This is a genomic window from Spirochaetae bacterium HGW-Spirochaetae-1 (genome assembly GCA_002839375.1).
Taxonomy (GTDB): Bacteria; Spirochaetota; UBA4802; order UBA4802; family UBA5550; genus PGXY01.
In genome coordinates this window covers 57,175-81,727 of the sequence record PGXY01000005.1, presented here as the reverse complement: position 1 = coordinate 81,727, position 24,553 = coordinate 57,175, and the positions used below count along the sequence as shown (strand labels likewise).

At 45.1% G+C, this 24,553-nt stretch carries 24 protein-coding genes; 17 read left to right on the top strand and 7 right to left on the bottom strand.

All coding sequences use genetic code 11. From position 1 onward, the window contains the following. Nucleotides 1-190: 190 nt before the first annotated feature. A complete protein-coding gene (locus tag CVV44_10705; protein ID PKL38350.1) occupies nucleotides 191-1,159 on the top strand; it encodes a hypothetical protein in 969 nt (322 codons plus the stop codon). A gap of 70 nt (nucleotides 1,160-1,229) precedes the next feature. Here CVV44_10705 and CVV44_10700 read toward each other — a convergent pair whose 3' ends face one another. After that, entirely contained in the window at nucleotides 1,230-1,808 is a 579-nt protein-coding gene (locus CVV44_10700) for a hypothetical protein (GenBank protein PKL38349.1), read from the bottom strand. A gap of 136 nt (nucleotides 1,809-1,944) precedes the next feature. Next, nucleotides 1,945-2,511 (bottom strand): hypothetical protein, encoded by a 567-nt coding sequence (locus CVV44_10695; GenBank protein PKL38348.1) that lies wholly within the window; start codon nucleotides 2,509-2,511, stop codon nucleotides 1,945-1,947. A gap of 319 nt (nucleotides 2,512-2,830) precedes the next feature. On the opposite strand from CVV44_10695, the gene CVV44_10690 reads away from it, so the two are divergent. The 5 genes from CVV44_10690 (at nucleotide 2,831) to CVV44_10670 (ending at nucleotide 7,874) form a co-directional block, all read left to right on the top strand. Then, complete coding sequence (locus CVV44_10690) at nucleotides 2,831-4,201, top strand: CoA-binding protein (protein PKL38347.1); 1,371 nt, start codon at nucleotides 2,831-2,833, stop codon at nucleotides 4,199-4,201. Continuing rightward, nucleotides 4,198-4,872 (top strand): acetyl-CoA synthetase, encoded by a 675-nt coding sequence (locus tag CVV44_10685; protein PKL38346.1) that lies wholly within the window; start codon nucleotides 4,198-4,200, stop codon nucleotides 4,870-4,872. Before CVV44_10690 ends, CVV44_10685 begins: the two co-directional genes overlap by 4 nt. Nucleotides 4,873-5,238: 366 nt before the next feature. Beyond that, complete coding sequence (locus CVV44_10680) at nucleotides 5,239-6,339, top strand: cytochrome-c peroxidase (GenBank protein PKL38607.1); 1,101 nt, start codon at nucleotides 5,239-5,241, stop codon at nucleotides 6,337-6,339. A gap of 11 nt (nucleotides 6,340-6,350) precedes the next feature. Beyond that, the gene (locus CVV44_10675) at nucleotides 6,351-7,445 is read left to right on the top strand and encodes a serine/threonine protein phosphatase (protein ID PKL38345.1); all 1,095 of its coding nucleotides are present in this window, start codon (nucleotides 6,351-6,353) and stop codon (nucleotides 7,443-7,445) included. Nucleotides 7,446-7,466: 21 nt separating this feature from the next. Beyond that, nucleotides 7,467-7,874 (top strand): cytochrome C, encoded by a 408-nt coding sequence (locus tag CVV44_10670; GenBank protein ID PKL38344.1) that lies wholly within the window; start codon nucleotides 7,467-7,469, stop codon nucleotides 7,872-7,874. A gap of 405 nt (nucleotides 7,875-8,279) precedes the next feature. Here the strand turns inward: CVV44_10670 and CVV44_10665 are convergent, their stop codons facing one another. From CVV44_10665 to CVV44_10655, 3 genes are all read right to left on the bottom strand, one after another. Then, complete coding sequence (locus CVV44_10665) at nucleotides 8,280-8,702, bottom strand: hypothetical protein (GenBank protein ID PKL38343.1); 423 nt, start codon at nucleotides 8,700-8,702, stop codon at nucleotides 8,280-8,282. A gap of 210 nt (nucleotides 8,703-8,912) precedes the next feature. Continuing rightward, nucleotides 8,913-10,184: an Mg2+/Co2+ transporter gene (locus tag CVV44_10660; GenBank protein ID PKL38342.1), complete on the bottom strand. Its 1,272-nt coding sequence runs from the start codon at nucleotides 10,182-10,184 to the stop codon at nucleotides 8,913-8,915. Nucleotides 10,185-10,466: 282 nt separating this feature from the next. Further along, complete coding sequence (locus CVV44_10655) at nucleotides 10,467-11,216, bottom strand: hypothetical protein (GenBank protein PKL38341.1); 750 nt, start codon at nucleotides 11,214-11,216, stop codon at nucleotides 10,467-10,469. A gap of 223 nt (nucleotides 11,217-11,439) precedes the next feature. Here CVV44_10655 and CVV44_10650 point away from each other — a divergent pair, with 223 nt between their 5' ends. The 10 genes from CVV44_10650 to CVV44_10605 all read left to right on the top strand — a co-directional run bounded on the left by CVV44_10650 (nucleotide 11,440) and on the right by CVV44_10605 (nucleotide 20,945). Beyond that, nucleotides 11,440-11,910, top strand: coding sequence for a hypothetical protein (locus CVV44_10650; protein PKL38340.1), 471 nt, complete (start codon nucleotides 11,440-11,442; stop codon nucleotides 11,908-11,910). 144 nt (nucleotides 11,911-12,054) lie between these two features. Beyond that, nucleotides 12,055-12,516: a hypothetical protein gene (locus CVV44_10645; protein ID PKL38339.1), complete on the top strand. Its 462-nt coding sequence runs from the start codon at nucleotides 12,055-12,057 to the stop codon at nucleotides 12,514-12,516. Then, a complete protein-coding gene (locus CVV44_10640; GenBank protein PKL38338.1) occupies nucleotides 12,513-12,860 on the top strand; it encodes a hypothetical protein in 348 nt (115 codons plus the stop codon). Before CVV44_10645 ends, CVV44_10640 begins: the two co-directional genes overlap by 4 nt. Before the next feature lie 64 nt (nucleotides 12,861-12,924). Beyond that, on the top strand, nucleotides 12,925-13,743 hold the full coding sequence (locus CVV44_10635) for a hypothetical protein (protein PKL38337.1): 819 nt from the start codon (nucleotides 12,925-12,927) through the stop codon (nucleotides 13,741-13,743). A 150-nt stretch (nucleotides 13,744-13,893) separates the two neighbouring features. Further along, nucleotides 13,894-14,280, top strand: coding sequence for a hypothetical protein (locus CVV44_10630; protein PKL38336.1), 387 nt, complete (start codon nucleotides 13,894-13,896; stop codon nucleotides 14,278-14,280). Nucleotides 14,281-14,486: 206 nt separating this feature from the next. After that, nucleotides 14,487-15,983, top strand: coding sequence for an ABC transporter ATP-binding protein (locus tag CVV44_10625; GenBank protein PKL38335.1), 1,497 nt, complete (start codon nucleotides 14,487-14,489; stop codon nucleotides 15,981-15,983). Nucleotides 15,984-16,108: 125 nt separating this feature from the next. Then, complete coding sequence (locus CVV44_10620) at nucleotides 16,109-17,914, top strand: hypothetical protein (GenBank protein ID PKL38334.1); 1,806 nt, start codon at nucleotides 16,109-16,111, stop codon at nucleotides 17,912-17,914. A 381-nt stretch (nucleotides 17,915-18,295) separates the two neighbouring features. After that, a complete protein-coding gene (locus CVV44_10615) occupies nucleotides 18,296-18,868 on the top strand; it encodes an acyl-phosphate glycerol 3-phosphate acyltransferase (protein ID PKL38333.1) in 573 nt (190 codons plus the stop codon). 65 nt (nucleotides 18,869-18,933) lie between these two features. Beyond that, nucleotides 18,934-19,368 carry a thioesterase gene (locus tag CVV44_10610; protein PKL38606.1) on the top strand — a complete coding sequence of 145 codons (435 nt, stop codon included), beginning with the start codon at nucleotides 18,934-18,936 and terminating at the stop codon, nucleotides 19,366-19,368. Between the two features lie 1,208 nt (nucleotides 19,369-20,576). Further along, entirely contained in the window at nucleotides 20,577-20,945 is a 369-nt protein-coding gene (locus tag CVV44_10605) for a hypothetical protein (protein ID PKL38605.1), read from the top strand. A 75-nt stretch (nucleotides 20,946-21,020) separates the two neighbouring features. On the opposite strand, the gene CVV44_10600 is transcribed toward CVV44_10605, so the two are convergent. Both CVV44_10600 and rsgA read right to left on the bottom strand, forming a co-directional pair. Beyond that, the gene (locus tag CVV44_10600; protein PKL38332.1) at nucleotides 21,021-22,301 is read right to left on the bottom strand and encodes a hypothetical protein; all 1,281 of its coding nucleotides are present in this window, start codon (nucleotides 22,299-22,301) and stop codon (nucleotides 21,021-21,023) included. A gap of 155 nt (nucleotides 22,302-22,456) precedes the next feature. After that, nucleotides 22,457-23,554, bottom strand: coding sequence for a ribosome small subunit-dependent GTPase A (rsgA, locus tag CVV44_10595; GenBank protein ID PKL38331.1), 1,098 nt, complete (start codon nucleotides 23,552-23,554; stop codon nucleotides 22,457-22,459). 503 nt (nucleotides 23,555-24,057) lie between these two features. Between rsgA and CVV44_10590 the strand changes: the two genes are divergently transcribed. Then, on the top strand, nucleotides 24,058-24,486 hold the full coding sequence (locus tag CVV44_10590; GenBank protein PKL38330.1) for a hypothetical protein: 429 nt from the start codon (nucleotides 24,058-24,060) through the stop codon (nucleotides 24,484-24,486). Nucleotides 24,487-24,553: the final 67 nt, after the last annotated feature.

Below are 24,553 nucleotides of genomic sequence, written 5' to 3'. Positions count from 1 at the left end.
AAAAGCCATGCTTGCCCAGAACAGGTTCTGATAAGAGTAATCTTGTCCCTTCAAACAGTTTTTGGCGACAAAATTCCTTAAAAAATAAATAATTATTATCATTTTGTATTGACATTTCTAAAAGAAGTTTTCATTTGGATATATACGGAATGAACGTTCATTCCGCACCTTTTTAACAGGAGGTCCCGATATGTTTTTCTTCGAATCTATTCCCTGGTATTCCGCCCTTATGTGGTTTGCAGTTCTGGGCGGTCTTATGCTCGTCAATGAGATCACGCGGTCAAGTAAACGGACATCCCTTCTGGTGTATGTCGCACTGCCCATAATACTCACTTTTATCGTATGGCCCAGGACTGCCGGTGAAGGTTCAAGTGTGGGAACATGGTTTCACTGGGCTAAGGTTTATTCGTCACTGGCGGGAGTCCTGGGCTTCATGGCCCTGCGATTCATCAAAGGCCTGGACAAAAACAAGTATCTCCTCATGTTTCCCGCTTTTATCCTGGCGCTCAACATACTGGAAGCGGTGATCCGTGATTTTCAATGCTACAGTTTTAACGGTCTTGTCGACGGCGTGGTGATACTCGGCGGGCCATGGAACATCATGAACGGCATCGCCGGAATCCTTAATATAGTGACAATATCCGGCTGGATGGGAATCACCATCAGCAAAGACAAAAAAAGAGACATGCTCTGGCCCGATCAGCTCTGGTTCTGGATCATTGCCTATGATCTCTGGAATTTCGCCTATGTGTACAACTGTGTCTCTGATCATGCATTCTATGCCGGTGCAGCGCTTTTGATCTCATGCACCATTCCCGCTTTCTTCATCAGAAAGGGAGCATGGCTTCAGCACCGGGCGCAGACCCTCGCCACATGGATGATGTTTGTCATGTGTTTCCCGGCCTTTGTCGATACATCCATGTTCGCGGTAAAATCGTCTCATGATCCCCGGGCCCTGATGCTGGTTAGCGGCCTTGCCCTGGCGGCAAACGTTGCCGTGTTTATCTACCATGGATACCGGATTGTCCGATACAGGCTCAATCCCCTTAAACAGGATATATACATTGATCTGGATGCCTACAAAAATGTGCTGACTGATAAGGCAGCGCTGAAAGATAATTTCAATGCTGCCTTAAAAACCGCTGAAGCGGCAAAGTAATAGTCCTTTCATACAACAGAATCCCGGCCTTGAGGATCGGGATTCTGTTGTGATGATATCCGCCCCATCATCACCCTTCCTGGTGCATCCGGATTCCTTCCCAGAATACGGAATAAATATCCGCAATGAGTTCTTCGGTTATCTGTATGGAATCGTTTATATATAAATGGTGCATCTGCTTAATGGTGCCCCACATGTAAATGGCGATGGTGTTATAATCGACTTCACGTATTTCTTTGTTCCTCAACCCGCGGTCTATCAGGGCCCGGAGATGGGCATTGCGCCGGTCATTTTCCTCTTTTACCGTTCGGCTGATATAGGGAGAGGCGGAGTATTGTATGATGAAATTCGCTTCATCGGAATTATCGAGAAAATATTCCAGAATATGACGCCATTTTACATAAAACTCATCCCTCACGCTGATATCATCAGGGACATCACGAACAGTTGCCTCGTGCAGGTCCTTCTGGATAATATCGTACAATTCATTGATAATGGCTTCTTTGTTCTTGAAATAGCGATAGATGGTTCCTGCGCCCACACCCGCTTCTTCGGCGATCATTGATACGGGTGTTCCGTGAAACCCCCTGTCCGTTATCAGTTTCAGAGTGGCTTCCAGTATCCGCTTTTTTTTATCCTGTGCTTCCATAGAAAGAACCTCGTTCAAGTAACTGAAGAACCAGGAGGGATTGTCAAGATCATTAAGGATGTCCCTGGCCCCCGCGCCATATCAAAGAAAAAACCCGCCAATTAATGACGGGATAATTCAAACAGCAATTTACGATTTATTTCCCGCCACGTGCGTAATATTTATCGAGAGTTTTGCGGAGTTTTCCTATGGCATTTTTTTCAATATTGTTTGTTATTACTATGGACCATACAGTCGTGCCTGTTTCTGTATCAATTAGTTTTGTCATTACGCTGAAAGCGTTTGGTTTCCCTGATACACTTCCAAATACGAATCCCTGTACACCGAGTATCTTGCCTATTTTAAGGCTGGTTTTAGGATCAGTAAGACCTGTCATGCTGAGTTCCTGTTCTTTCAATATACTTTCAAGTCTCTGCCGCTCTATTACGTCGAATCCGGCCCTCATCAGTTCAAATGTGTAACGATCTGCAAGTGCTGGTCCGCTGACTTTATCTCTCCCCATTCCGTCATAGCCGCTTACATCATAGGGTACTACAGCAATTCTTTTATATTTTGACTGTTCCACATTTTTATTCAGGATGACATCTACAGGCCCGAACTGCAACTCAAGCATTGCAGACATACATCCAGATAATAATGAAAGAAAGGTTATGACCACAATTATGCTGATCGAAGAAAAATATTTATTTTTAAATATGGCCATGATAAAATCCTCCGTAAGAGTTTTGTTTTTGATAAAAAGAATAATGTATACAAGTAATAATTATAACAGATTGCCGTATCGTTATCGCTCATCGCAATGACAGTGTTATATTTTACCTGCCTGAATAAAAATGCCAAACTCGAGTAAATGATTTGAATCGGTAAAACCGTGTAATTGAACGCATAGGAACTCTATTGAAATTAAGAATGAATGTCAAATAATAATTTATTCCATCGTATCCATATCTAAAATTCCATTGACATGGCTGTAATCATGATATACTATAAAAGATCCAAAAAAATTAAAAGGAACCATCATCATGGGCATGAACCTGACAAAAATATTCAAACCGCAGACAATGGCGATAATCGGCGTTTCTTTGAGCAATCCCTTTAACCCGGCCAATGTAATCTACAATAAGAACAGGCATCACTGCACGGCCGAAACTTATGGGGTCAATCCCCGGGGCGGTGAGCTCTATGGTCAGAAAATCTATGCATCCATTTCGGAAATACCCGTCCCGGTCGATCTGGCGGTAATCAGCGTTAAGGCTGATTTTGTGCCGCAGGTCATTAAGGAATGCATCAAATTCGGTGTCGGCGGCGCCATCATTATCTCGGGGGGCTTCACTGAATCGGGAAAACAGGATCTTGAAAAGGAGATCCGTGACACTGCCGTCAAAAATGATTTTCCCGTTATTGGACCCAACTGTCTCGGCGTCATGTCGTATCCTCATGTGGATACCTTTTTCCTTTCCCGTGAACGGCTCATCGCCCTCAATCCCGGTAATGTATCCCTGATAAGCCAGAGTGGCGGCATTCTCGTGGACCAGCTCATCAAGCTTACGCAGGAGGGCGTGGGAATTGCCAGAGCAGTAAGCATCGGCAACAAGGCCGTTCTCGACGAGGTGGACATACTGGAATATCTTAATACCGACAGGGACACCGATGTAATCGGGATATATGTCGAGGGCTTTAAAGAGGACCGGGGAAGAAAATTCATCGAAACAGCCGACAGTATGAAGAAGCCCGTCATAATTATCAAGTCGGGCAAAACCCCCGGAGGCACCCGCGCCGTCAGTTCTCACACCGCTTCAATTGCCGGCGACTACACCACGTTTTGCCAGGTTGTCGCAAAGAGCCGGGCCATAGAGGCGACAAGCGAAAACGAATTTGTGTCCTTCTGTGAAGTGTTGTCCAACTATCCCGGGAAAAGGGTCACCAATACCTGTATCATAACCGCCAGCGGCGGGCACGGCGCCATGGCAAGCGACGGCCTGTATGATACGGGAATCATGATCCCGGAGATTCCCGAAGGTGACCGGACCCGTCTTAAAGCGCTGGTTTCGGAAAACATCAGGGATATTGCTTCATTTTCCAATCCCGTCGATCTCACGGGGAGCGCAGGCGATATTGATTTCGTTGAATCGGTGAAGTTTTTCTTTTCCACCGATTACATCGATTGCGTGCTGCTCCTGCTGCTTCCGTACCTGCCGGGAATCAGCACCGATATCGGCTCAAGAATTTCCGAGCTGGTCAGGACTTTTAAAAAGCCCCTCGTGGTCTACATCCCCCATGTGGATAAATATGATATTTTTATCGAAGGCTTTGAGGGGAACGGCATTCCTGTGGCGCATTCCGTTGAGGGCGCCGTTAATATGGTGAAAGCAATAGCCGGAGAGAAAATATGAATGACGATGCCATCAGAATAATTAAAAAAGCGAAGAAGGACCAGGGATGGGTGATGGAGCCCCAGGCAAAGGAAATTTTTTCCATATCCGGCCTTAAAACAACCAATTACCGGTGGGCGAGAACCAGTGATGAAGCCCTGAAGGCGGCGAAAGCAATCGGCTTTCCCGTTACAGCAAAAATAGTATCGCCGCAGATCGTACACAAGACCGAGGTTCATGGCGTAATTCTGAATATCATGAATAACGAGGACCTGATTTCTTCATATAACCGTCTTTCATTGCTGGCGGGTTTCAGCGGGGTGATAATCGAGGGGATGGAGAAGGGCGTTGAGCTCATTATAGGCTCAAAAAATGATCATCAGTTCGGCCCGGTAATTCTGGTTGGCCTGGGCGGCACGTCCGTGGAAATTTACCGCGATGTTTCCATTCTCATGGCGCCGGCCCGGGAAAAAGAGATAACTGCCGCCCTGAATTCTCTCCAGGGATCTAAACTTCTCAGGGGTTACCGCGGAGCCGAAGCCATTAATTTTCCGAAACTGACAGCCCTGATAAAAAAATTTTCCATGCTGGCCTGGGAACTGCGGGAGTATGTCGATTCCATCGACTGTAACCCGGTGTTCGCGTCGGAACGGGGGACGGTAATCGCTGATGCCAGGTTTATTCTGAAATAATCTGTGAAGGTATGGGAGTTTGATAACCCTGTCGTATTGTACTATGAGGTCATGGAACTTTTGTCAATAATGTAACCTATCGGCCGACAGGAACAGGTTCTGAGAGGAGGAATTGCGGCCCTGGTGGCTGTTTAGGGCGGTGAGAATTTATGCCAATTAAAACAATTAAAACAGGCAATTTAGTTATCAAATTGTCGTTGACAATTGTTTACAAATAGTGTTTATAATAGAGTTTGATTCGCAACATGGCTCAAATCTAAATCCGGAGACAAATTATCGATACATGAAATCCAATTAAATTTTCCATAGAGGGGGTATCAAGAAATGAACCGCTATCTGATTTTTCTCAGTATTATATTCTTTATAATGTCGGGGTGTAAAGATAAGCCGAAGTTTCTACTGTCCGAATTTCTGGAAAAAGATTTAATTTTAGGATTGCCTCAACTTGAATTGCCGAAAGATAATCCCATCACCAAAGAAAAGGTTCTCCTCGGAGAGAAACTGTTCACGGATTCCAGGTTTAGTTCCACCGGTAAAGTATCATGCTCAACATGCCATCTCCAGGAAAGGGGTTTCACAGACAGCCCCCTCAAAACATCGGAAGGAATTGATAAAAAAACCGGAACCCGCAACGCGCCCACTATCATAAATGCAGCTTATAACCTGACTCAGTTCTGGGACGGCCGCTCTCCTGATCTTGAGGATCAGGCCCTTCATCCATTTGTCAATCCTGTTGAAATGGGCCTTAAAGATCACAACCCCATACTCAAAATTGTCAGGTCGGACCCCGAATATATCAAGGCCTTTAAGAATGTCTTTGATATTCCTCCTGAAAAAATTACAATCACTCATGTTGTAAAATCCATTGCCGCCTTTGAAAGGGTGATAATTTCATCTAATAGCCGGTTCGATCGCTGGTATTTTAAAGGCGAAGATGTGCTTACCAGTCAGGAAAAAAAAGGTTTCGATATTTTTGTAAATAAAGGCAGATGTCTGTCCTGCCATGTAGTTGAATATACAACTGCCTTGTTTACTGACGGCAAATTTCATAATGTCGGTGTCGGGATCAATAATGTTTCGGAAGAGGATATTGCGCGCCTCAGCAAAGAATTTTTAAATGCTGATTACAATAAAGAAACCGTTGATCAGAAAGTGCTGGCCGATTTAAAGACATCGGAACTCGGACGCTTCGCTGTGACCAGAAATCTATCGGAGCTTGGCGCTTTTAAAACACCGACACTCAGGGATATCGCTTTAACATCGCCTTATATGCACGATGGTTCACTGAAAACACTTGAGGAAGTGGTAGACCATTACAACAGGGGCGGCGCCAGCTCTGATAATGAAAAAATTAATCCTTATTTAAGCGGAGGGATAAGGCCCCTTAATTTATCCGCTGATGAAAAAAGGTCACTGGTCGCGTTTCTGAAGACTATGACCGGTAAAAAATTTGAGAAATTTCTATAGGGAGCAAAATCATGTTAAAACAATTTAGCCGAAGAAACTTCCTGAAGAATAGCGCCATGGGTTTTGCTTTGTCAGTTTTGCCGTTAACTCTGGTTAAAATTGTTACAGGTGAAACGAATGACAAAAAAACAAAATCGGATAATGAGAAATCTGATTTTACATTCGCATATATTTCCGATGCCCACATCCAGCAGATTAAAGGGAATAAATTTGTGAGGAACTGGGACCAGGGTCTGAAACTGGCCGTGTCCCAGGCTATTCTGTTGACGCCAAAGCCCGATTTTTTAATGTTCGGAGGCGATCTTGCACAACTTGGTAAAAAAGAAGAGATAGATCACGGCGCGGAAATATTGTCGGCCTGCAAAATCAAGACTCATTATGTTATGGGCGAGCACGATTACTATCTTGACCTGGGAGAATACTGGGGAAAACTTTTCGGAAAGCATTATTACAGCTTTGAGCATAAGGGAGTTCACTTTGTCGTATTGAACAGTGTTCTGACATATGACAAATGGATTAACAAGTGGCCGAGCCCGGAAGAACGGATGAACCAGATGGCAGGCCTTGACAATCCCAACGGCTCTCCATTCATGGTCGGGGATAAACAGCTGGACTGGCTGAGGAAAGATCTTGCCGGAATTAAAAAAGACACACCGGTAATTGTTTTTTCACATTCCCCCCTTCAAAAGATTTATAAGGGGTGGAATTTCTGGACTGATGATGCCGAGAAGGTCCAGGCTATCCTTCGGCCATTCGCTAATGTCACTGTCATTTACGGGCATGTCCATCAGATTCAGTACAATCAGATAGGCAATATTTCTTTCAATTCGGTGATGGCAACGGCATGGCCATGGCCCTATCCTCAATCTTACGCGCTTGCTAAAAGCGAACTTCCGGTGGTGACTGTGCCAATGAACAGGGCGGACCCGTTTTTTGAAAGGGACGCTACAGGCTGGCAATTTATTGATGTCAACTCAGGAAGAATCACCACAAAATATATATTGCCGGATAATACAAACCGTATTGTAAAATATAACACGGCAACAAGAAGGATGGAGGATGTCAAATTTCAGAACAACAGAATTGATGCCCAGGAACATTATTAATAAATTGCAGGGGGTATTTTTATGATAAGAAAAACCACAACACTGTTTTTTATTTTTTCATTAATTGCAGGATTTCTCTATGCAGATACTTTCACAAAGAAAGATGTTGAAAGATGGAAGAATGAATTCGATGCAGCCGCAAGATACGGCCGCCAGTTATTTGAAGATTCCGCTGAATATAAACTGGGGACCAATAAAGTTGCCTGCGCTCAATGTCATCCTAACGCCGCCAATACTCATCCTGAAACTTATCCCAAATTTCAGAAGCAGCTTGGAAAGGTAATCTCCCTTGCCGAGATGGTGAACTGGTGCATCATAAATCCTCTTGAGGGTAAACCCCTCAAGCTTGATTCAAAGGAGATGGTCGCTCTTCTGGCCTATATATGCTCTGAGAGGAAAGGGGTGAAGATGGATCCGGGGAAGCATTAATCAGGTCATATGTATGCTGTCACATAAATAAAATTAATTTCCGGGTGCATACCGTTCCAGGCGGCATAAACCCGGAAATTATTATAGCTGCCGTTGATAATCACTCCTGTCGTCTCGTCCCTCATCAGGTGTGATGCAATACCTGGATGCAATAATGATATCACTGAAGAAGAAGCATGTCACTACTCAGATGATACACAACAACAGGCATACAAAGATTATGATATAGAGAGTATTCCTGTTGAATTACAAAATAGGAGTTTAGAACAAAAATGGTTTCTTGTTATATGCTTGATAGTATGGTCATCTGTGATCGGTAAAAAGCGAAAGTTAGAGGTGAAGGACTTTTCTGCAATAATTATGCGACAGAGAATCCCCGCGATTCCCGCATTATGCTCAGCTTTCCTATGAATTTTCTTCCAGCCCTTTCAAGATTTCAAGGGCCGAGGCGATATCACCGGCGTCAAAGAGTTGCGCCTTTGAATCAATGACATTCAGAATTTTTTCCATGCCAAACCTGGTAATGGTGTTCCTGGCGACAATATTGACAAAGGTCCTGATACCGGCGTCAAAGAGCTGGGGAAACTGCACCTCGGTAATCCAGGTAACCATTTCGGGAGAGACGGGACCCGCTTCAGTACTGTCGGAAATAAAACCCCTGAGTCCATGCTCACGAATCTCTTTCAGAATATGAATATGATTTATTTTCTGCTCTTCAAAGGGGATAAAGCCATTTACCACGGCGATAAGTGCTTTCGCCTCATCATTACGATAGAGCGTGAGATGCAGGGAGGAATATACTTTCCGGTTATTATCGGATTCTTTCATCGGCAGTTCTATCAGCTTCCGCTATAACTATATACCGGGGAAAAAATTAGTCAATTCCCTTTTTGAAAATGACCTGTCCGCGAGGAATTTTTATCAGGAATTATAAAAGGTAGCCGTCAGGAATAGTTCCAGAAAAGTAGTACAGTGCCTCCTGTCGTGGTTTTGGATCATAAAAGTGCCTTTGAGTTGATAATAAAGAGACTCGCAGTTTTAACGGAAAAAACTTATGAGGAGCATCACGTTGAGGATCGTTACTACCAAGGCCACCGACCAGAGAAGAATCCGGTGAAAGAGTGTATTGGCATATTCACCCATGACCTTTTTTGATGACGTGAGGTATATCTGGAGAAAAATAGTTATGGGAAGCTGCATGCTCAGGATCATCTGCGAGATGATGAGAGCCCTGAAGGGATTGCCCACCAGGAGGATGATGATATAGGCCCCCACGAGGGATATGGCCACCCCCAGGCGTGAATGATTGTCCTTAATGTCATAAGGCTCCTCGTATATCCCGGCGAAGATGGTGCCGCCGGCCATGGCCGATGTTATGGTGGAGGCTGCCCCGGCAAAAAGAAGGGCCACGGCGAAAACAAGGGCCGCATGGCCGCCCAGGAGCGGCGCCAGGAGCGACTGGGCCTGCTGCAGTTCTTCGACAACGGTCCCGGCCCTGAAAAAGGTGGCGGCGGCCAGGAGAATCATGGCGCTGTTGATGGCCCACCCGATTCCCATGGAAAAGAGGGTGTCGGCGAACTCATAATCCAGCTGCTTTTTGATTATTTTTTTATCCTCGAGGTTCCACTGCCGGCTCTGGATGATCTCGGAATGGAGAAACAGGTTGTGGGGCATGACCACGGCGCCCAGGACGCTCATGATAATGAGCATGGAGCCTTCGGGGAATGACGGCGTCACCCAGCACTTCCCGGCCTGAACCCAGTCGATGTCCACCAGGGTAAGCTCATATAGGAAGGCAAGCCCTATGACCGAGACAAACCCCACAATGACTTTTTCAATTATTCTATAAGAGTTGGTAAAGAGCATAACGACTACAAAGATGAGCATCATGAAAGAACCGGCGGCAATGGGAACTTCAAAAAGCATCTGCAGGGCGATGGCTCCGCCCATGATTTCCGCCAGTGATGTGGATATGGATGCCAGCATTGCCGTAGCCAGGACTGTCCTTGAAACCGCGAGAGGCGTGTGAATCGTCGCTGCCTCGGAGAGACACAGCCCCGAGGCGATGCCCAGGTGGGCGACGTTATGCTGGAGAATAATGAGCATGATAGTGGAAAGGGTTACCATCCAGAGGAGACTGTAGCCGTACTCGGCCCCGGCGGCGATGTTTGAGGCCCAGTTCCCGGGATCGATGAAGCCGACGGTCACCAGGAGACCCGGGCCGATGAACCTGAAAATCTCCAGGGCCCCGAAGCCCGGCCGGTAGCCCTCACGGTCGATGTTCCGTATTTTTTTCAGAAGACCCAGCATAGGTTTCACATTAGATACCTGCCGTTGCCAGAAATCAATTGTTTTTTTAATTTGCATGACTGTTTAGTACACACGGGATTAAATTTCAAGAAGCCTTGCCTGCCGGGAAATTCCCGTGCAGCAAAACATGCCCTGTACAGGCAATACATGAAAGCAGTGGAAAAATGAAAGGGCCGGCAATTTATTCCAGTACATTCTTTTTTCGGATAGTGAATCGACTGTTTCTATTTTCTGAAACTACTCTATACTCATATCAGTATCTTCATAGTTATATGATCTCCGTTAGAAATGCAGGCCCGCAACTATGCCGCCTGGACAGACGGAGAAGAACCAGTTTGTATCATCGTCCCGTTTCGGCATAGTCCCTGCCATATATCTTCTTTTATAGGCCCTCAAGTCATACGTTGCCCTGTTTGGCACAGTACATATCTGCAATTCTCCCACAAGAATTCCGGGAACAAAAGTGATCAGTCCATCTTTAAGGGGCCGGTTAAAGCCAAGCCAGATTGTAAGCCCCGCGGCAAGGTTGATGGCGAAATTCATTGTGTGGGAAATCCATGATCGTCCATTTTCCTCACGCTCTGAGCTTTTCTTGAGCCAGTATTCCGCCTCCCGGAGTTTTGCAATGCGTTCCTCCGGCGTTTCCTCGGGCATGTTTTTGTAACGGTCAAGGGCGTAGGAGGGGACCATGGGAGTAAAGGCCATGCCTATAACACCAATTGCCGAGGTGATGACTCCTGTCATTTGATCCTGCCTGAAATGATCCCTGTTACCCGGATTTACGATATCGACAGCAAAGAAAAGTGAAAGCTGGGTGACTGTCGAAGTACAGAATAAACCTGTCCAGGACCAGTACCACAGGGTTGCGTTACTTTCCCCCTCAAGGAGGGAACGTGATATAAAGTTAAGGCGTTCCATGGTTTCCTGATCCGATGAAACGGCTTTGACATCCTGGGCTTGAACACCGTCAAGTGCGATAAAATGAACGAGAATTGCAATGACAAAGGCGATTATTTTTCTCCTTATATTCACGGCTAATCTCCTTCTACAAATAATAATTCCACTTCCAGATTTAACGGGTTAAGTTTAAATCATGAATCATGATAAATCAATATCTTTCTTTAATTTTGTTCCACTTATTGTTAATGAAAAATCTTATTTTTGGAGGTGCCCATAACAATTATGAAATGGACTTATCCCCGGCCATGATGTATATTGAATTAGTACAAGGTAAATGTTTAACGGGAGCTTATCTATGAAAGAAGAATATCTTGAATTTGCTGTTCTCCTGGAAAAGGGCCTGGCCGGCTTTTATGAGAACATGAAAAAGCAAGACAGGTTCGGAAGAATCAAACAGGTACTGGAGTTTATGGAGACCCATTCCTTTGAACATGCGGAAAGGCTTGCAGAGATCTCGGAGACTACGGATAAACCTGCCCTGGGAGAATCCATGATATTGGACTATCAGAACACTGTTACAAAAAAAGTTAATAATGAAATTAAAGGTGAGAATGACCTGATGAAAATTCTACAGGTGCTGGCTGATTCAGAAGAAAAGCTTGGCGATCTCTATAATAATACAGCTGAAACAATGAGCCGGCTTTCACGGCATTACAGTATTCTTGCGGAACATTTTAAGGATATTGCCGGTGATGAATACAAACACCGTGACCTTTTAATGGCTGATAAAAAGCGTCTGGAGGAGAAAGAAGGCGGTAAAATTTAAAAAATCTTTGCCTGTCTTGGCAGCTTGCATCCGGCTCATAAAATCATGTGCGCTATACGCTGTTTCCAGGAAAATTAAATTCTTATTAAATTGTTGACAAAAACCAGGGTTTTCGGAGTATAGTTGTATTTGCAACGGTTGAGTATGCAACTGTGCTCGGGAGGCCTCATGTTTCGGGATAGATTAACTATTTTCCCGCAGTTTGTTAAAAAGATTTTCTATGAACATGATACATCAAAACTGAACCTTGATATCAATAAAACGCAGATTAACATCCTGATGTTGATTAATGAAAATAATGAAAAATCGATGTCTGAAATAAGTTTGATGACGGGATTGGAAAAAAGTTCATTTACCCGCTCTGTTGATTGCCTCGTAAAAAACGGTTTTATCACGAGGAATCCCCAGGAAAACGATAGAAGGATAATAAAATTATCTCTTACGAAAAAAGGAATCAAGGCGGCAAATCTTATTAAAAATGACTTCGATGGTTACTGTGAGTCATTAATATCAGATTTTTCAGAAAAAGAAAAAAGGGAATTTTTTGAATCATTAGACACCACTTCAAAATATATGAATAGGATATTAGCGAGGAAACAAAGATGAACACTGCAAAGCAGACACTTTTGGACAAGAGACAGGAAATTTTAGAAAAGAAGAGATTGTCTAAAATTATCAGAGATTGGGCGGATCAAAACAAAAAAGTCTTCTGGAGATATGAAGTAGCATGCTTCTATAAATCATATAAGATAAAGATAGCTAATCTGCCTAAACCATCAATAGAAGACATTCTTATATCGTCGCATAAAGGATTGTTGAATGCTCAGCAAAAAACACAATTATGTAATGCCATAGAAAAAGCGTGTGCCAAAGCAGAGTTGTTAAGTACCTCATTTATTGATGTAAAAATTGATTTTGTACATGAGGCTGTAGTTGCTGAAGTTATTTAACTGAGGTAAAAAGAATAGATTTAAAACTCATCTGACACCAATCGGAAATGCCGGGGGGTTCCCTGTGAAAACAGATCGCAACGCTATTTGTCCTTGCGGCAGCGGTAAAAAATATAAAAAATGCTGTGGTAATCATTCTGATTTTAAAACAGGGAAAAGGTATGTAAATGAAGCGCATGAGTGGATGGATAAAAATATTTTGCACGGAAGATATCCTGATCTATATGGATTTTTAATACTCGTAGACCACAATATCCCCGCGGAAGAAATATGGAACCAGCTTCAATCCTGGTCGGAACAATACCTGGAATTTGGAGATAATCGTACTCGAATATTTCATAGAATAATTGATGAGGCGATTGACTGTCAGGTCGAACTTGATAAGCAGGATGGGCTCCATTCATGTTATTGCCGCAAAGGATGCACGAACTGCTGTTACCAGCCTGTCGCATGCACCGATGAAGAAGCTCAACTCATATATTCGTACTGCACAAAAAATAAAATTCATATTGATTACGAAAAACTGCAAAGGCAGCACGCATACATAGAGTTTGATGCCAATAATAATTTTAGCGGCAGAACAACCTGGAATGATCAGTCAGAAGAGGACCAGCCCTGCATATTTCTGGATAAATCTGACGAAACATGCACGATATGGGAAGTCCGCCCGTTTGTATGCCGGGTCCATTTTGCGGAACAAACAGACGAATACTGCAAGTCCAATAATGGCGTTCCCAATCCCAATGCGAAGGGAATTCACTATCCCGTATGCAGCTATATCCTGAGTGCGATATTCACCATTCACCATGATTCTATCGGTAAATTGATGGGACAATTATTATTAAATCAAAAGTTTGATGAATACCCTTCGATTCTGAAGTAAAATTGTAAAAATGTCCTGCCCGCCGGAAATTCCTGTGTTTAGAAAATTTATTGATAAAAATATCATATGATTTAGAAATATTCACTGAACGATTTTTTATACAGGGGACTTCAGAGATTTTCGAGCTTAAATTTATAAAAGGTATTTATTATGGAAATGAAATATCCCACAATTCTGCGAAGATATCTTTCATCGTTTATCGATGGCATACTGCTTCTGGTTATATTTTTTCTTTCACTGTCTTTAATTGAAGGGAAAGATCAGGTAACTTCAACTGTCAGGTTTATCCTCCCGATTGTCACGGTTATTTTATATGAACCGCTTCTGACAAGCAAGGCCTGTACGTTCGGCCAGTTGCTCACGGGAATACGCGTGAGAAAAATTGCCGATTTAAAAAAAATATCCGTTTTTTCAGCGTATATGAGATATACGGTTAAATTTATTTTAGGATTCATATCATTTTTTTCGATCATTTTTTCAGACAAAAGCCGGGCTATTCATGATTTCAGCTCCGGTTCCATTGTCGTGAATAAATAATATGATCTCATCCCCGCAAGTCGGGTGCGGCAAAGAATAAAAATTTAAAAAAATCCTTGCCTCCCCGGCAATGTCCCGTCAATTGTTCACTTTTCAGTCTTCAAAAACCAGGGAACCTCAATGCATTAAAACGTAATGAGCTTTCTTCATGGAGTGCTTTCTCTATGACGGCAGTTCGTTTATATAAAAAGAAAAGGCGATAGCACATGATAAAGATTTCAGGATTGAATAAGACCTTCGGCGGGCAGGTGCTTTTTGATGACCTCAGCCTCAGTATCAACCGCGGTGAAAAAATAGGCCTGGTGGGAAGAAATGGTCACGGGAAAACAACGCTCTTCCAGATGATTCTCGGGAATGTGGAGATTGATTCCGGAAATATCAATGTTCCGAAAAATTACCGCATCGGACACCTGGAACAGCATCTTCGTTTTACGCAACCGACTGTTCTCGAAGAATGTTCTTTAGGGCTTCCCGCCGGTGAAGAGTATGATACCTGGAAAGTGGAGAAAATACTTTCCGGTCTCGGCTTTTCTGAAAGTGATATGGAGCGGGACCCGGCCGAGTTATCGGGGGGTTACCAGATCCGAATGAACCTGGCAAAACTCCTCGTGTCCGATGCCGATATGCTCATGCTTGATGAGCCCAATAACTATCTCGATATTGTGGCGATACGATGGCTTGAAGATTTTCTCAAATCATGGGACGGCGAATTTATTTTAATTACTCATGACAGAAGTTTTATGGACAGCGTGGCAACGCACATTGTCGCAATTCACCGGACAAAGGCGAAGAAGATTGAGGGCGATACTGATAAGCTCTATACTATGATCAACCAGGAAGAAGAGATTTATGAAAAAACACGCCTGAACGAAGCAAAGAAAAGAAGGCAGGAGGAAATATTCATCGCGAAGTTCAAGGCCAAGGCGAGTTTTGCCAGCCGTACGCAGTCACGGGTCAAAAAACTTGAGAAGCAGGGCGAGATGAAGGCCCTTGAAGAAATTGAAGATCTCGATCTTTATTTCAACAGTGCTCATTTCGCAGCGGGCCAGATGATGGCCGCAGAGGATATATCCTTTTCGTATAATGGAAAGGAGCCCTTTCTGATTAAAAATTTCTCCATCGCCGTGGGCAAAAGAGACAGGATATGCATTATCGGGAAAAACGGTAAAGGCAAATCAACGCTCATCAAGCTCCTTGCCGGTGAGCTTATACCCGTGAGCGGTGAAATTAAAAAACACCAGTCCCTGCTGGAGGGATATTTCGGACAGACGAACAAGCTCGATCTCAATGACAACAGGGCCGTGTTTGAAGAAATAAAAAGCGCCGATAAATCATGCAACGATTTCAGGGCCAGAAGTATCGCCGGCGGGCTCATGTTTCCCGGAGACAATGCCCTGAAAAAAATAAAAGTGTTATCGGGCGGTGAAAAGAGCCGGGTGATTCTGGGAAAAATTCTGGTGACTCCCTGTCACCTGCTGTTTCTCGATGAGCCCACGAATCACCTGGATATGCAGTCCTGTGATTCTCTCATCGAGGCCATAGATGATTTTGACGGATCGGTTATTATGGTAACCCACAACGAGATGCACCTGAGAAGCGTTGCAACCAAACTGATTGTTTTCGATAACGACAGGATAAGCATCTACCCCGGTACCTATGATGACTTTTTAACCGATGTGGGCTGGGCCGATGAAGATTATTAAAAATTAAAAGGAACGCCTTGACGATCCGAAACTTTCTGTTAATTAATATTCACGAAAACAAAAAAAGACTTGCCAGACGGTATTTCCCTGCTATTATCAGTTCATAGCTGTTTCTTGAAGCGTTGATGGAAGCATATTTCCGGCTCACCGGACATGTTTCCGCCTACTTACTCCCTGATAAAAAAATCCGGAAACGATACGGGAAGGTTTCTATGAAAAACATATCACGTCGTCGGTTAATGCAACTTACCGGGTCAGCAGGCTCTCTTCTGTTTTTTGCCCGGCCTTTGAAGCTTCTGGCCGCCATCACTGCCCCGGTGCTGCGTGATGAACTGGGTATTGTTCCAAACGAGGCTGCCGCAACGGGCTTTAGGGCCGAGCTTCTCAATATTGCCCAGGTTTCAGACGTTCATATCACCAATGTAGAGGGACCTCTCCGGCTCGAAAACCTTAAATGGCTGGGAGTCAAAGACGCCAACCTGGACCTACTGGATTCGGTCATCGATTCAGTGAAGCGTGACCAGTCAGACCTGTCATGCCAGACCTGGGATGAAGTAATCCGCTCCATCAATAGTCATCATGAGCAGTCGCCGATGGATTTTGTCATATCCACGGGTGATCATACGGACACCGATACCGAGGAAGAGCTGACGCTCTTTGTCGAGATAGCCGACGGGATAAAATCACCGACTTTCGAGAGCCTGGAGGAAAGCGGCGCCATACGGGAAGACTTCACGCCCGAGGGACTGCGGGTGCCCTGGTATGCGACCATCGGCAACCATGACGTGGAATATATCGGGACCTTTAATAGCCAGGGTCTGTTGTTCGGCATCCTGGCCCCGCTCTTCGGTGCCCTGCCGCTCATGAAGAAGCTGAGCAGTAAAAATGAGACCATAGAAAAATACAGTACCTCGAACGAAAGCCCCGGCCCCTACTGGCACGGATTTGACAACCAGCCGTACCAGAATTACCGGGATTGGCAGGGATACTACAGCTTTTCGCCAAAGCCCTATATACACTGCATCGTGCTCAATACCGCCAATTTCAACTCTTATGACCCGGCAGTCTCGGGCCTGTGGAGCTGGGAGGAGCTCCCTCGGGAAACCTTCTCTCTGGGTGTTCTTGACAAAACCCAGTACGAATGGATGGTGCAGGAGATCGAGGACAACCAGGACAAGCTTTGCCTGATATTCTCACACCACAGCGCGGCTCCCGAGGATGGATCGGGCAAGACCTCTTTCATGGACCCGATGAGCGACATCAAGGCCGCGAAGTTCAGAAAGACGCTGTGTCAATACCCCAACGTGATAGCCCACATCAACGGGCACTCGCATGTCAATGCCATCACCCCCGTGAAGGCCGTGGATGGTGCGGGAGGATACTGGAATATCAACACCTGCGCTATTATTGAATGGCCCATGGAGTGGCGCAATATTTCTGTTCGCGACAACGGTGACGGCACCGGCTCCCTTGTATGCCGTATGATCCGTCACGGGAATTCTGAAATCCTGGACGTTGCCGGCAACGATCCGGCCGCAACCAAAGAAGAACGGGAGGGGGGAGAGAAAGACCGCGACGTCGAACTGGTGTTCGCCATGACCGGGGACGTCAGTACCGCAATCCTTGAGAACCCGCCTTCCCGGGAGGCTATGCTTGATGGAGGCGAAGCAACTGGTCGGGAGAATGGCGACATGCGCTGCTTTATTGCAACTGCCGCTTACGGTACACCCATGGCGGCCGAGGTGATGAGCCTCAGGCGCTTCAGGGATTCCGCTCTTAAACCGCACCTGCCGGGCAGGCTGCTGGTCGCACTCTACTATCGGCTCAGCCCTGCCGTGGCTGCATGGATTTCGCCGAGACCGGCGCTTCGTGCCGCCGTGCGCGGACTTCTGGAACCCGTGATCCGATTCCTTCGCTGGAGGGGATACTGAGATATCCCCGGAAAAGACTTATGGGCACCTTGCAAAAATAAGGTTTTTCATTAACAATTAAAATGGAAAAACTTTTCCAGATCCTGACGAGGAACCCCGACAAGTAACGCCTGGAAATTATCCATGGGAAAATGTAAAAAATCCCCTGCCTGCCAGGAGCTTTCTGCTATTAATTTGACATAACGGTCATCAGTAGCAGGCTTAGCTGGATGAAACACATTGAAACAACCCACATGGAATATGATGAATAATTTTAAAAAGTTGAATATGTGTTGTGTATGAACAGGCGGGTCTGCTATGTGGTAAGATATCTATATCCGATCTGGTCAGAAAGGAGTGGGTCCCTTATAAAGCAGCAATGAATCGGAAACAGGAGTTGAAATGAAAGTTTTGTTAAGTCTATGCGGAAAAGGATTATACATGCTCATGGGTTGGCGCTTTGAGCCTCTTCCTCCTTATTTTTCAAATAAACATGTGATTATAGGTTTTCCCCACACGACAAATATGGACACGGTCCGTGCTTTTACCGGGTTCAGGATTGCCAAAATAACCGGGCATATCATGATCAAGAAAGAATGGTTCAGATGGCCAATGTCCTTATTTCTGAGAATGATGGGCGGTATTCCTGTTGATAGACATGCGTCTCAGGGTGTTGTGGGGCAGATGGTGCAGATCTTTGAAGAGAAAGATGTATTTTTTCTCGCCATTGTTCCCGAGGGGTCCCGCAAAGATGTGAAGACCATTAAAACCGGCTTCTGGCATATTGCCAAAAATGCAAATGTTTCCATTCTCTGCTGGTATCTGGATAATGAGCAAAAAATTACCCGCTGGCTTGGAGAAGTGATTCCCGGTGATGATAAGGTGGCGGATATTCTCAAAATCCGTGAAATATACCGGAAGGCCGGTTATGAATTTCCTCTGGAGGTAGATTCTATTCCTGTGGATTATAAATAGTGTCTGGCTTTAGAAAATGCACGGTGTGAAATTTTCTGAATATCAAATTATATGAGAGTATGGTCATGACAAAAGAAAATCATTATCGAAAACTCGAAAACATGATGCATTCCGCGCCCATAGTTAAGCTGGCCGGGGCACGTGTCGTTGTCAGCGAAGGACAGGCCGAGATTACCCTGCCGGTCAGAGAAGAGTTGTTTCACGCTGCCGGCGCGTTGCATGGATCAATGTATTTTCTGGCCCTTGACAACGCGGCATGGTTCGCCGTCAATTCTCTGGTATACGATGTTTTTGTTTTGACCACATCCTTTACCACATACCTGATCAGGCCGGTTTCAACGGGGACCGTTAAGGCCATAGGGAAAGTCGTGAATTCGACAAGCACACAATTTTTCGCTGAATCGGTTCTTTATGACCAGGACGGCCGGGAAATCGCCCGGGGCAACGGCGTATTTGCAAGAGGCAAGGTCAAATTGACACCGGAGATCGGATACGAATAAATTTCATTTTCCAGTGTCATAATTAATAAGGATTTTCGCTTATTTCTGCTATGCATTGCTTCATTTGAAACAAAAAATCATGGCATGGGGCAGGAAGAATTCGTTGTACATGATTAATTATGAATATCCAATATTGTGGTTTACAATAAAATGGAAGAGGATTATAATTTTAAAAGTTTCAATCGGCAATAATATTAATCCGTGAGGCGGTAAATATGAAAAGCGACAGGACAATTGTATTGCCAGTTATTTTAATTCTGACCATGAGCCTTTCAATTTACAAATGTTCCCTTAGTAACGGCTACTCAACGGTTATTATTAATATCAAATCACAATCAACGAATGCCTGTCTGGACCAGTCGCTCATTGATAGAGTACTGCGATTTTTTGCTGCCGAGGCCCACGCGCAGGTGCCTTCAAATGTCGCGTCTATCACTGTCAGGGTAACCGCTCCTGACATGTCGACGATTGAGAATAGTTATGCATCTGATGTAGCATCAATTGTTCTTGAAGTGCCCTCGGGAAACCAGCGTCTTTTTACGGTAGAGGCAAAAGATTCGGCAAATGAACTACTTTATGCGGGCACTTCACGGGTTTCTCTCAGGGCCGGTGAATCGAATACTATTTTAATCACAATGCAGTCTGTATTGGGAAAGATATATGTTGCTAATAGTGGAAGCGGCAACATATCGGTAATAAATGGTCTGGATAATACAATTAACACTACAGTGAGTGCAGGGGCAAGTCCCTATGCTATCGCGATAAATCAAACAAGTAAAAAAATATATATCTCAAATATCGACAGTAATAATGTGACGGTGATTGACGGGAATACGGACACCCCGATTGCGACATTGACCGCTGATTTTCCCGGCAGCAATTACGATAGCGGCGGAATAGCAATAAATTTAAATACAAATAAAATTTATGTTTCCATGGAATATGATGCCGCGGTTTCAGTATTCAATGGAGCAACAAATACGCTTATCTCCGGCACCGGATACCCCATCGCAAATAGTTTAGCTAATATGACATATCCCAGTGATATAAAAATAAATACTGTGACTAACAAGATTTATGTAGCCGACTGGGGGGGCAGCCAGGTATTTGTCATCAACAGCTCAACCGATGCGGCAACACCAGTCACTGACCTTACATCTTTAATCGATAATAATTATGGTATTGCAATCAATCAAAATACCAATAGAATTTACACGACAAACAATTACGGCGATGATATTTCTGTAATCAACGGGGCAACCGATACGGTCATTCAAAATATAGCAGCAGGCGGTTCCCCCGTTGGAATAGATATCAATCCGGTTACTAATAGAATATATGTTGCCAATTCGGGCGATGGGACGGTAACAGTTATTGACGGCAACACGAACAGTTTAGTTACAACAATAACGGTGGGTGCCACTCCAACCGGTGTTGCCGTTAATTCAGCGGCTAATAGAATATATGTTACCAATAGCGGTTCCGGTACGGTCTCAGTAATAAGCGGGACAACAAATACTGTAATCACAACAGTTACCGTGGGTACCGCTCCTGCTTATCTTTCCATATTGCAGTAGCATGGAAGGCGGTAGTTTTCCGGCATTCCCGCCGTATTTGCCATGACATTTTTGGTAAATCTGTTCGGCTGCAGGTTACATGTTTTCGTTGATGTAATTGACCACGCCGTTCAGGACGTCCCAGCGGGCCGCGCGGTGGCTGTTCAGGAGTATGGCTATTCCCACCTGTTTTGACGGCATGTAGAAAACGAGGGTGCTGAAACCCACAATGGTGCCCGTGTGGCCCCATAGCTCGGCCGAGCTTTCATGCCTGAGGAATACTATCCCTGTCCCGTATTTACGGTCCTTGAAATATGATGATGTCATCAACATGGAGTTCAATGCGCTTTCGTCGGTATTGCCGTGGTCCTTCTGGAACTCGTAGTAGTATTTCGCCCAGGCAGCCATTTCGGCGGCCGTGGATACCATGTTGCCGCTTGTCCATGTGGATGAATAGAGACCCACGGCGTCGACGTCCAGCAATGTACTCGACTTTACCCAGATAAGTTGCCACGTATCCAGGTCAATGCTTTTCTCGAATCCCAGGGCGCTGGTTCCCGGCAGAGAAGTCAGGCCCCAGTAGGGCTCCACGCCCACCATGAAGGTGCTGGCCAGATCCTGAGGATCGAGAAGCGTCTTCTTTATCAGGGGATAGACCTTGCCGCCCGTGACCTCTTCGATGATAAGCCCCAGCAGTATGTAGTTGGTGTTTGAATAATTGAATTCGTTATTGAGGAAATCAAGAAAGTCAAAATCAAAATCGGGCGAGGATACGAAACTGAGCGTTTTCAGGGGCGTCCAGGGCTCGAAGGTGCCGCCTTCCTCCAGGTCGTAGAGCTCCTGGCCCAGAGTGTAATAGTAGAGGTCGCCCAGGAAATCATCTATGCCCGAGGTATGGGTGAGAAGATCAAGGACGCGGATATTGGGGTCGATATTTTCCCGGTGCGTTTCGTCCAGCACACCCGTGTCGTAGAGCAGCTTCTGGAGCGTGTCGGTGAGGGCCAGTTTTCCCTGGTCGGCCAGAGAATAAATGCAGGCCGCCACAAAGGTTTTTGTAGTGCTGCCTATGCTGAACTTCATGTCCGATGCGACCGGGTAGGGATCATTTTCAGGATTCGAAACGGTGGAGACCATGGAGCCGTCGGGCAGGAGTATTGCCACGGAAGCGCTTTTTATGGCCTCATAGCTATTCTGACCGATGTCATCCCGTACCTTGTCCAGGACCTCTTCCAGGTCTTGGGCATTTACTGCATAGCGCGTTCCGCCCGTATTGCTATATTCTGCTGTAGATATTTTAATATCGCCACAGCAGGCCGGCAAAAGGGCTGCGAGGAGGGGGAGCATTGCCAGAAATTTTTTGAACGTTTCTGTTTTCATGGTAATTCTTAAAAATGAATGATTATTTTTTATGCTGCCGGTACGGTGTTGTCATCCCGACGGATATTATCAAAAATTACTTGCGGAATAAAAATAACAGAGACTCCGTCAAGTGTCAATAATAATACCGTCCGGATGGAACATAATTGAGGATCTTAACCGCTATCTCTGGTTTTGTTTTTCTCTGACATAATTTTTCGGCATTCCTTCTTAAATTTCTTTTCTTTTCGGCGACGTTCAAAGTCAGCACCTTCGTCGGCCCTGAAGCGCTGATATTCCTGTTCGCGGAGCAGCTTGTGCCAGCTGCGCAGCCGGTCCGGAGCGAGTCTGCCTTCTGATACGGCTTCGGTTACCGCGCAGCCCGGTTCGCCTGAATGGGTGCAGTCTTTGAACCGGCAGTCGGGTTCGAGTCGTTTAATGTCCGCGAAAATATTATCCATATCATCTGCGGCGTCCCATGGTTCGAGCTCGCGCATTCCCGGGGTATCGATTACCATCGCTCCGCCTGGAAGAATGAAGAGAGATCTGCCCGTTGTTGTGTGGCGGCCCCTTGAGTCATCGGCGCGCACCTCGCGGACCGACTGGCGCTCCTCGTTTAGCAGCACGTTGATGATGGATGATTTCCCGGTCCCGGAAGATCCTGCAAAGACTGCCGTTATTCCCGGCTTCATGTAATCATCGAAACAGGCAAATCCGGTTTTGTCATGGGCGCTGACCAGGTGAAACGGGATATCCCCGGTTACGGATTTTACCGTGTCAGGGTCGAATCCGCCGGAGTTGATCAGGTCGTACTTGTTGAACAGCACGACAGGACGTATTCCGCTGCCGGTGCTTAACAGGAGATATCGTTCGAGTCTCCTGAGATTGTAGTCGCCGTCAAGTCCCTGTACGATGAACATTATGTCGACGTTGGCGGCTATCGGCTGTTCCATAACGGACGCGCCCGGTTTTCTGCGGGAGAGAATTGTCTTTCTGTCAAGCACGCGGTTTATAACGGCCAGGTCATCTCCGCCGCTGCGGAAGAGTACCCAGTCACCGGTTACCGGAAGTTCGGAAGCGTGGTCTACTCCATGATAGAAACGGCCGGTGAGTACTCCGTTCAGCTCGCGGGTTCCGTCGTGGATACGGTACATATCCCTCTGAACCTCAATGACCCGACCCGGGATGAGTTCGGGGTTCTCTATAATTATTTTCCTGTACTGATCTTCGAAAAAGCTGTTCCAGCCGGATAATGCAGGGTGTTCGTGGTTCATTGTCGTAACCTCAATAATATGGTTTAACGCGGGGGGCGCAGAAAATTTGCGTATGGATCAGCCCGCCGCTCTTTCAGGGGAATTCCATCCCCGTAATCATATTTTAAGGTTTAAACAATCATATTTTATTCAATATACACAATATAGCCGCGTAATTTTTTGTCAATACTTTAACCTGTTGGTCATCAGAAAATGGTTTGGATGCCTGGGCTTCGGTCGACACAAGTGCTTCGACAAAGTTCAGTACAAGCAACACAAGTAAGATGTGTTGTATCACCTGAACTGGTTTTGCAGAGCCTTCATGATTAACTATTGACAAAAATTGTCGGGCGTACAAGGTTTTTTTAAATTTATGCCGGAACAATATGGAAAGTCAAAAATCTTTTTCCCGCTCGCCGGGCATGAAGCTGCTTTTCCGGTTCTGTCCGTTTGACTGTTTACGGTTTTTCTTCTTTCTCTATTCATGAAAGAGAATACAAATAACTTATAAGGAAGCGAAATGAATGAATTATACTGTTCTTTTTAAACCCATAACCCTGTTCCATGAAATCATTTTTCTATACGCAGTATGCATTATTACTTTTATCCTTTTTGTAAAAAGGAAATATTCCGTATCGACTGATAAGATTGATTCATTTATGGCCGGGATTATCTCAATAATCGTAATCTTTCCAGTAATCTATATTGCCGGATTTATGTCCGGATCACTGGGTGAGCTCATGAGCAGCCACCGTTACTTCACCATAGGCTCTCTTGTTGTCCAGACTGTTATTTTTATCATTTCCATTTTTACCGGCTCTATGGCATATTTTTCACAGGGCACCCATGTGGCACCGATAATACCTGACACAAGAAAACTCCTGGGGCTCATAGTGATTCTGGTAAGTATGGGGATTGGACTGCTGTTTTTAATAAAATATTATGTGTTATGAAAACAAATCAGGTTTAATGCTGCAGACACTGAAAGATTTACTATTTTTAATATCTATTGTTTGACTT

Coding starts and splice junctions, on each gene's coding strand:
- CVV44_10705 (PKL38350.1), top strand. CDS start 191: ATGTTTTTCTTCGAATCTATTCCCTGGTATTCCGCCCTTATGTGGTTT.
- CVV44_10700 (PKL38349.1), bottom strand. CDS start 1,808: ATGGAAGCACAGGATAAAAAAAAGCGGATACTGGAAGCCACTCTGAAA.
- CVV44_10695 (PKL38348.1), bottom strand. CDS start 2,511: ATGGCCATATTTAAAAATAAATATTTTTCTTCGATCAGCATAATTGTG.
- CVV44_10690 (PKL38347.1), top strand. CDS start 2,831: ATGGGCATGAACCTGACAAAAATATTCAAACCGCAGACAATGGCGATA.
- CVV44_10685 (PKL38346.1), top strand. CDS start 4,198: ATGAATGACGATGCCATCAGAATAATTAAAAAAGCGAAGAAGGACCAG.
- CVV44_10680 (PKL38607.1), top strand. CDS start 5,239: ATGTCGGGGTGTAAAGATAAGCCGAAGTTTCTACTGTCCGAATTTCTG.
- CVV44_10675 (PKL38345.1), top strand. CDS start 6,351: ATGTTAAAACAATTTAGCCGAAGAAACTTCCTGAAGAATAGCGCCATG.
- CVV44_10670 (PKL38344.1), top strand. CDS start 7,467: ATGATAAGAAAAACCACAACACTGTTTTTTATTTTTTCATTAATTGCA.
- CVV44_10665 (PKL38343.1), bottom strand. CDS start 8,702: ATGAAAGAATCCGATAATAACCGGAAAGTATATTCCTCCCTGCATCTC.
- CVV44_10660 (PKL38342.1), bottom strand. CDS start 10,184: ATGCTGGGTCTTCTGAAAAAAATACGGAACATCGACCGTGAGGGCTAC.
- CVV44_10650 (PKL38340.1), top strand. CDS start 11,440: ATGAAAGAAGAATATCTTGAATTTGCTGTTCTCCTGGAAAAGGGCCTG.
- CVV44_10645 (PKL38339.1), top strand. CDS start 12,055: ATGCAACTGTGCTCGGGAGGCCTCATGTTTCGGGATAGATTAACTATT.
- CVV44_10640 (PKL38338.1), top strand. CDS start 12,513: ATGAACACTGCAAAGCAGACACTTTTGGACAAGAGACAGGAAATTTTA.
- CVV44_10630 (PKL38336.1), top strand. CDS start 13,894: ATGGAAATGAAATATCCCACAATTCTGCGAAGATATCTTTCATCGTTT.
- CVV44_10625 (PKL38335.1), top strand. CDS start 14,487: ATGATAAAGATTTCAGGATTGAATAAGACCTTCGGCGGGCAGGTGCTT.
- CVV44_10620 (PKL38334.1), top strand. CDS start 16,109: ATGGAAGCATATTTCCGGCTCACCGGACATGTTTCCGCCTACTTACTC.
- CVV44_10615 (PKL38333.1), top strand. CDS start 18,296: ATGAAAGTTTTGTTAAGTCTATGCGGAAAAGGATTATACATGCTCATG.
- CVV44_10610 (PKL38606.1), top strand. CDS start 18,934: ATGACAAAAGAAAATCATTATCGAAAACTCGAAAACATGATGCATTCC.
- CVV44_10600 (PKL38332.1), bottom strand. CDS start 22,301: ATGAAAACAGAAACGTTCAAAAAATTTCTGGCAATGCTCCCCCTCCTC.
- rsgA (PKL38331.1), bottom strand. CDS start 23,554: ATGAACCACGAACACCCTGCATTATCCGGCTGGAACAGCTTTTTCGAA.
- CVV44_10590 (PKL38330.1), top strand. CDS start 24,058: ATGAATTATACTGTTCTTTTTAAACCCATAACCCTGTTCCATGAAATC.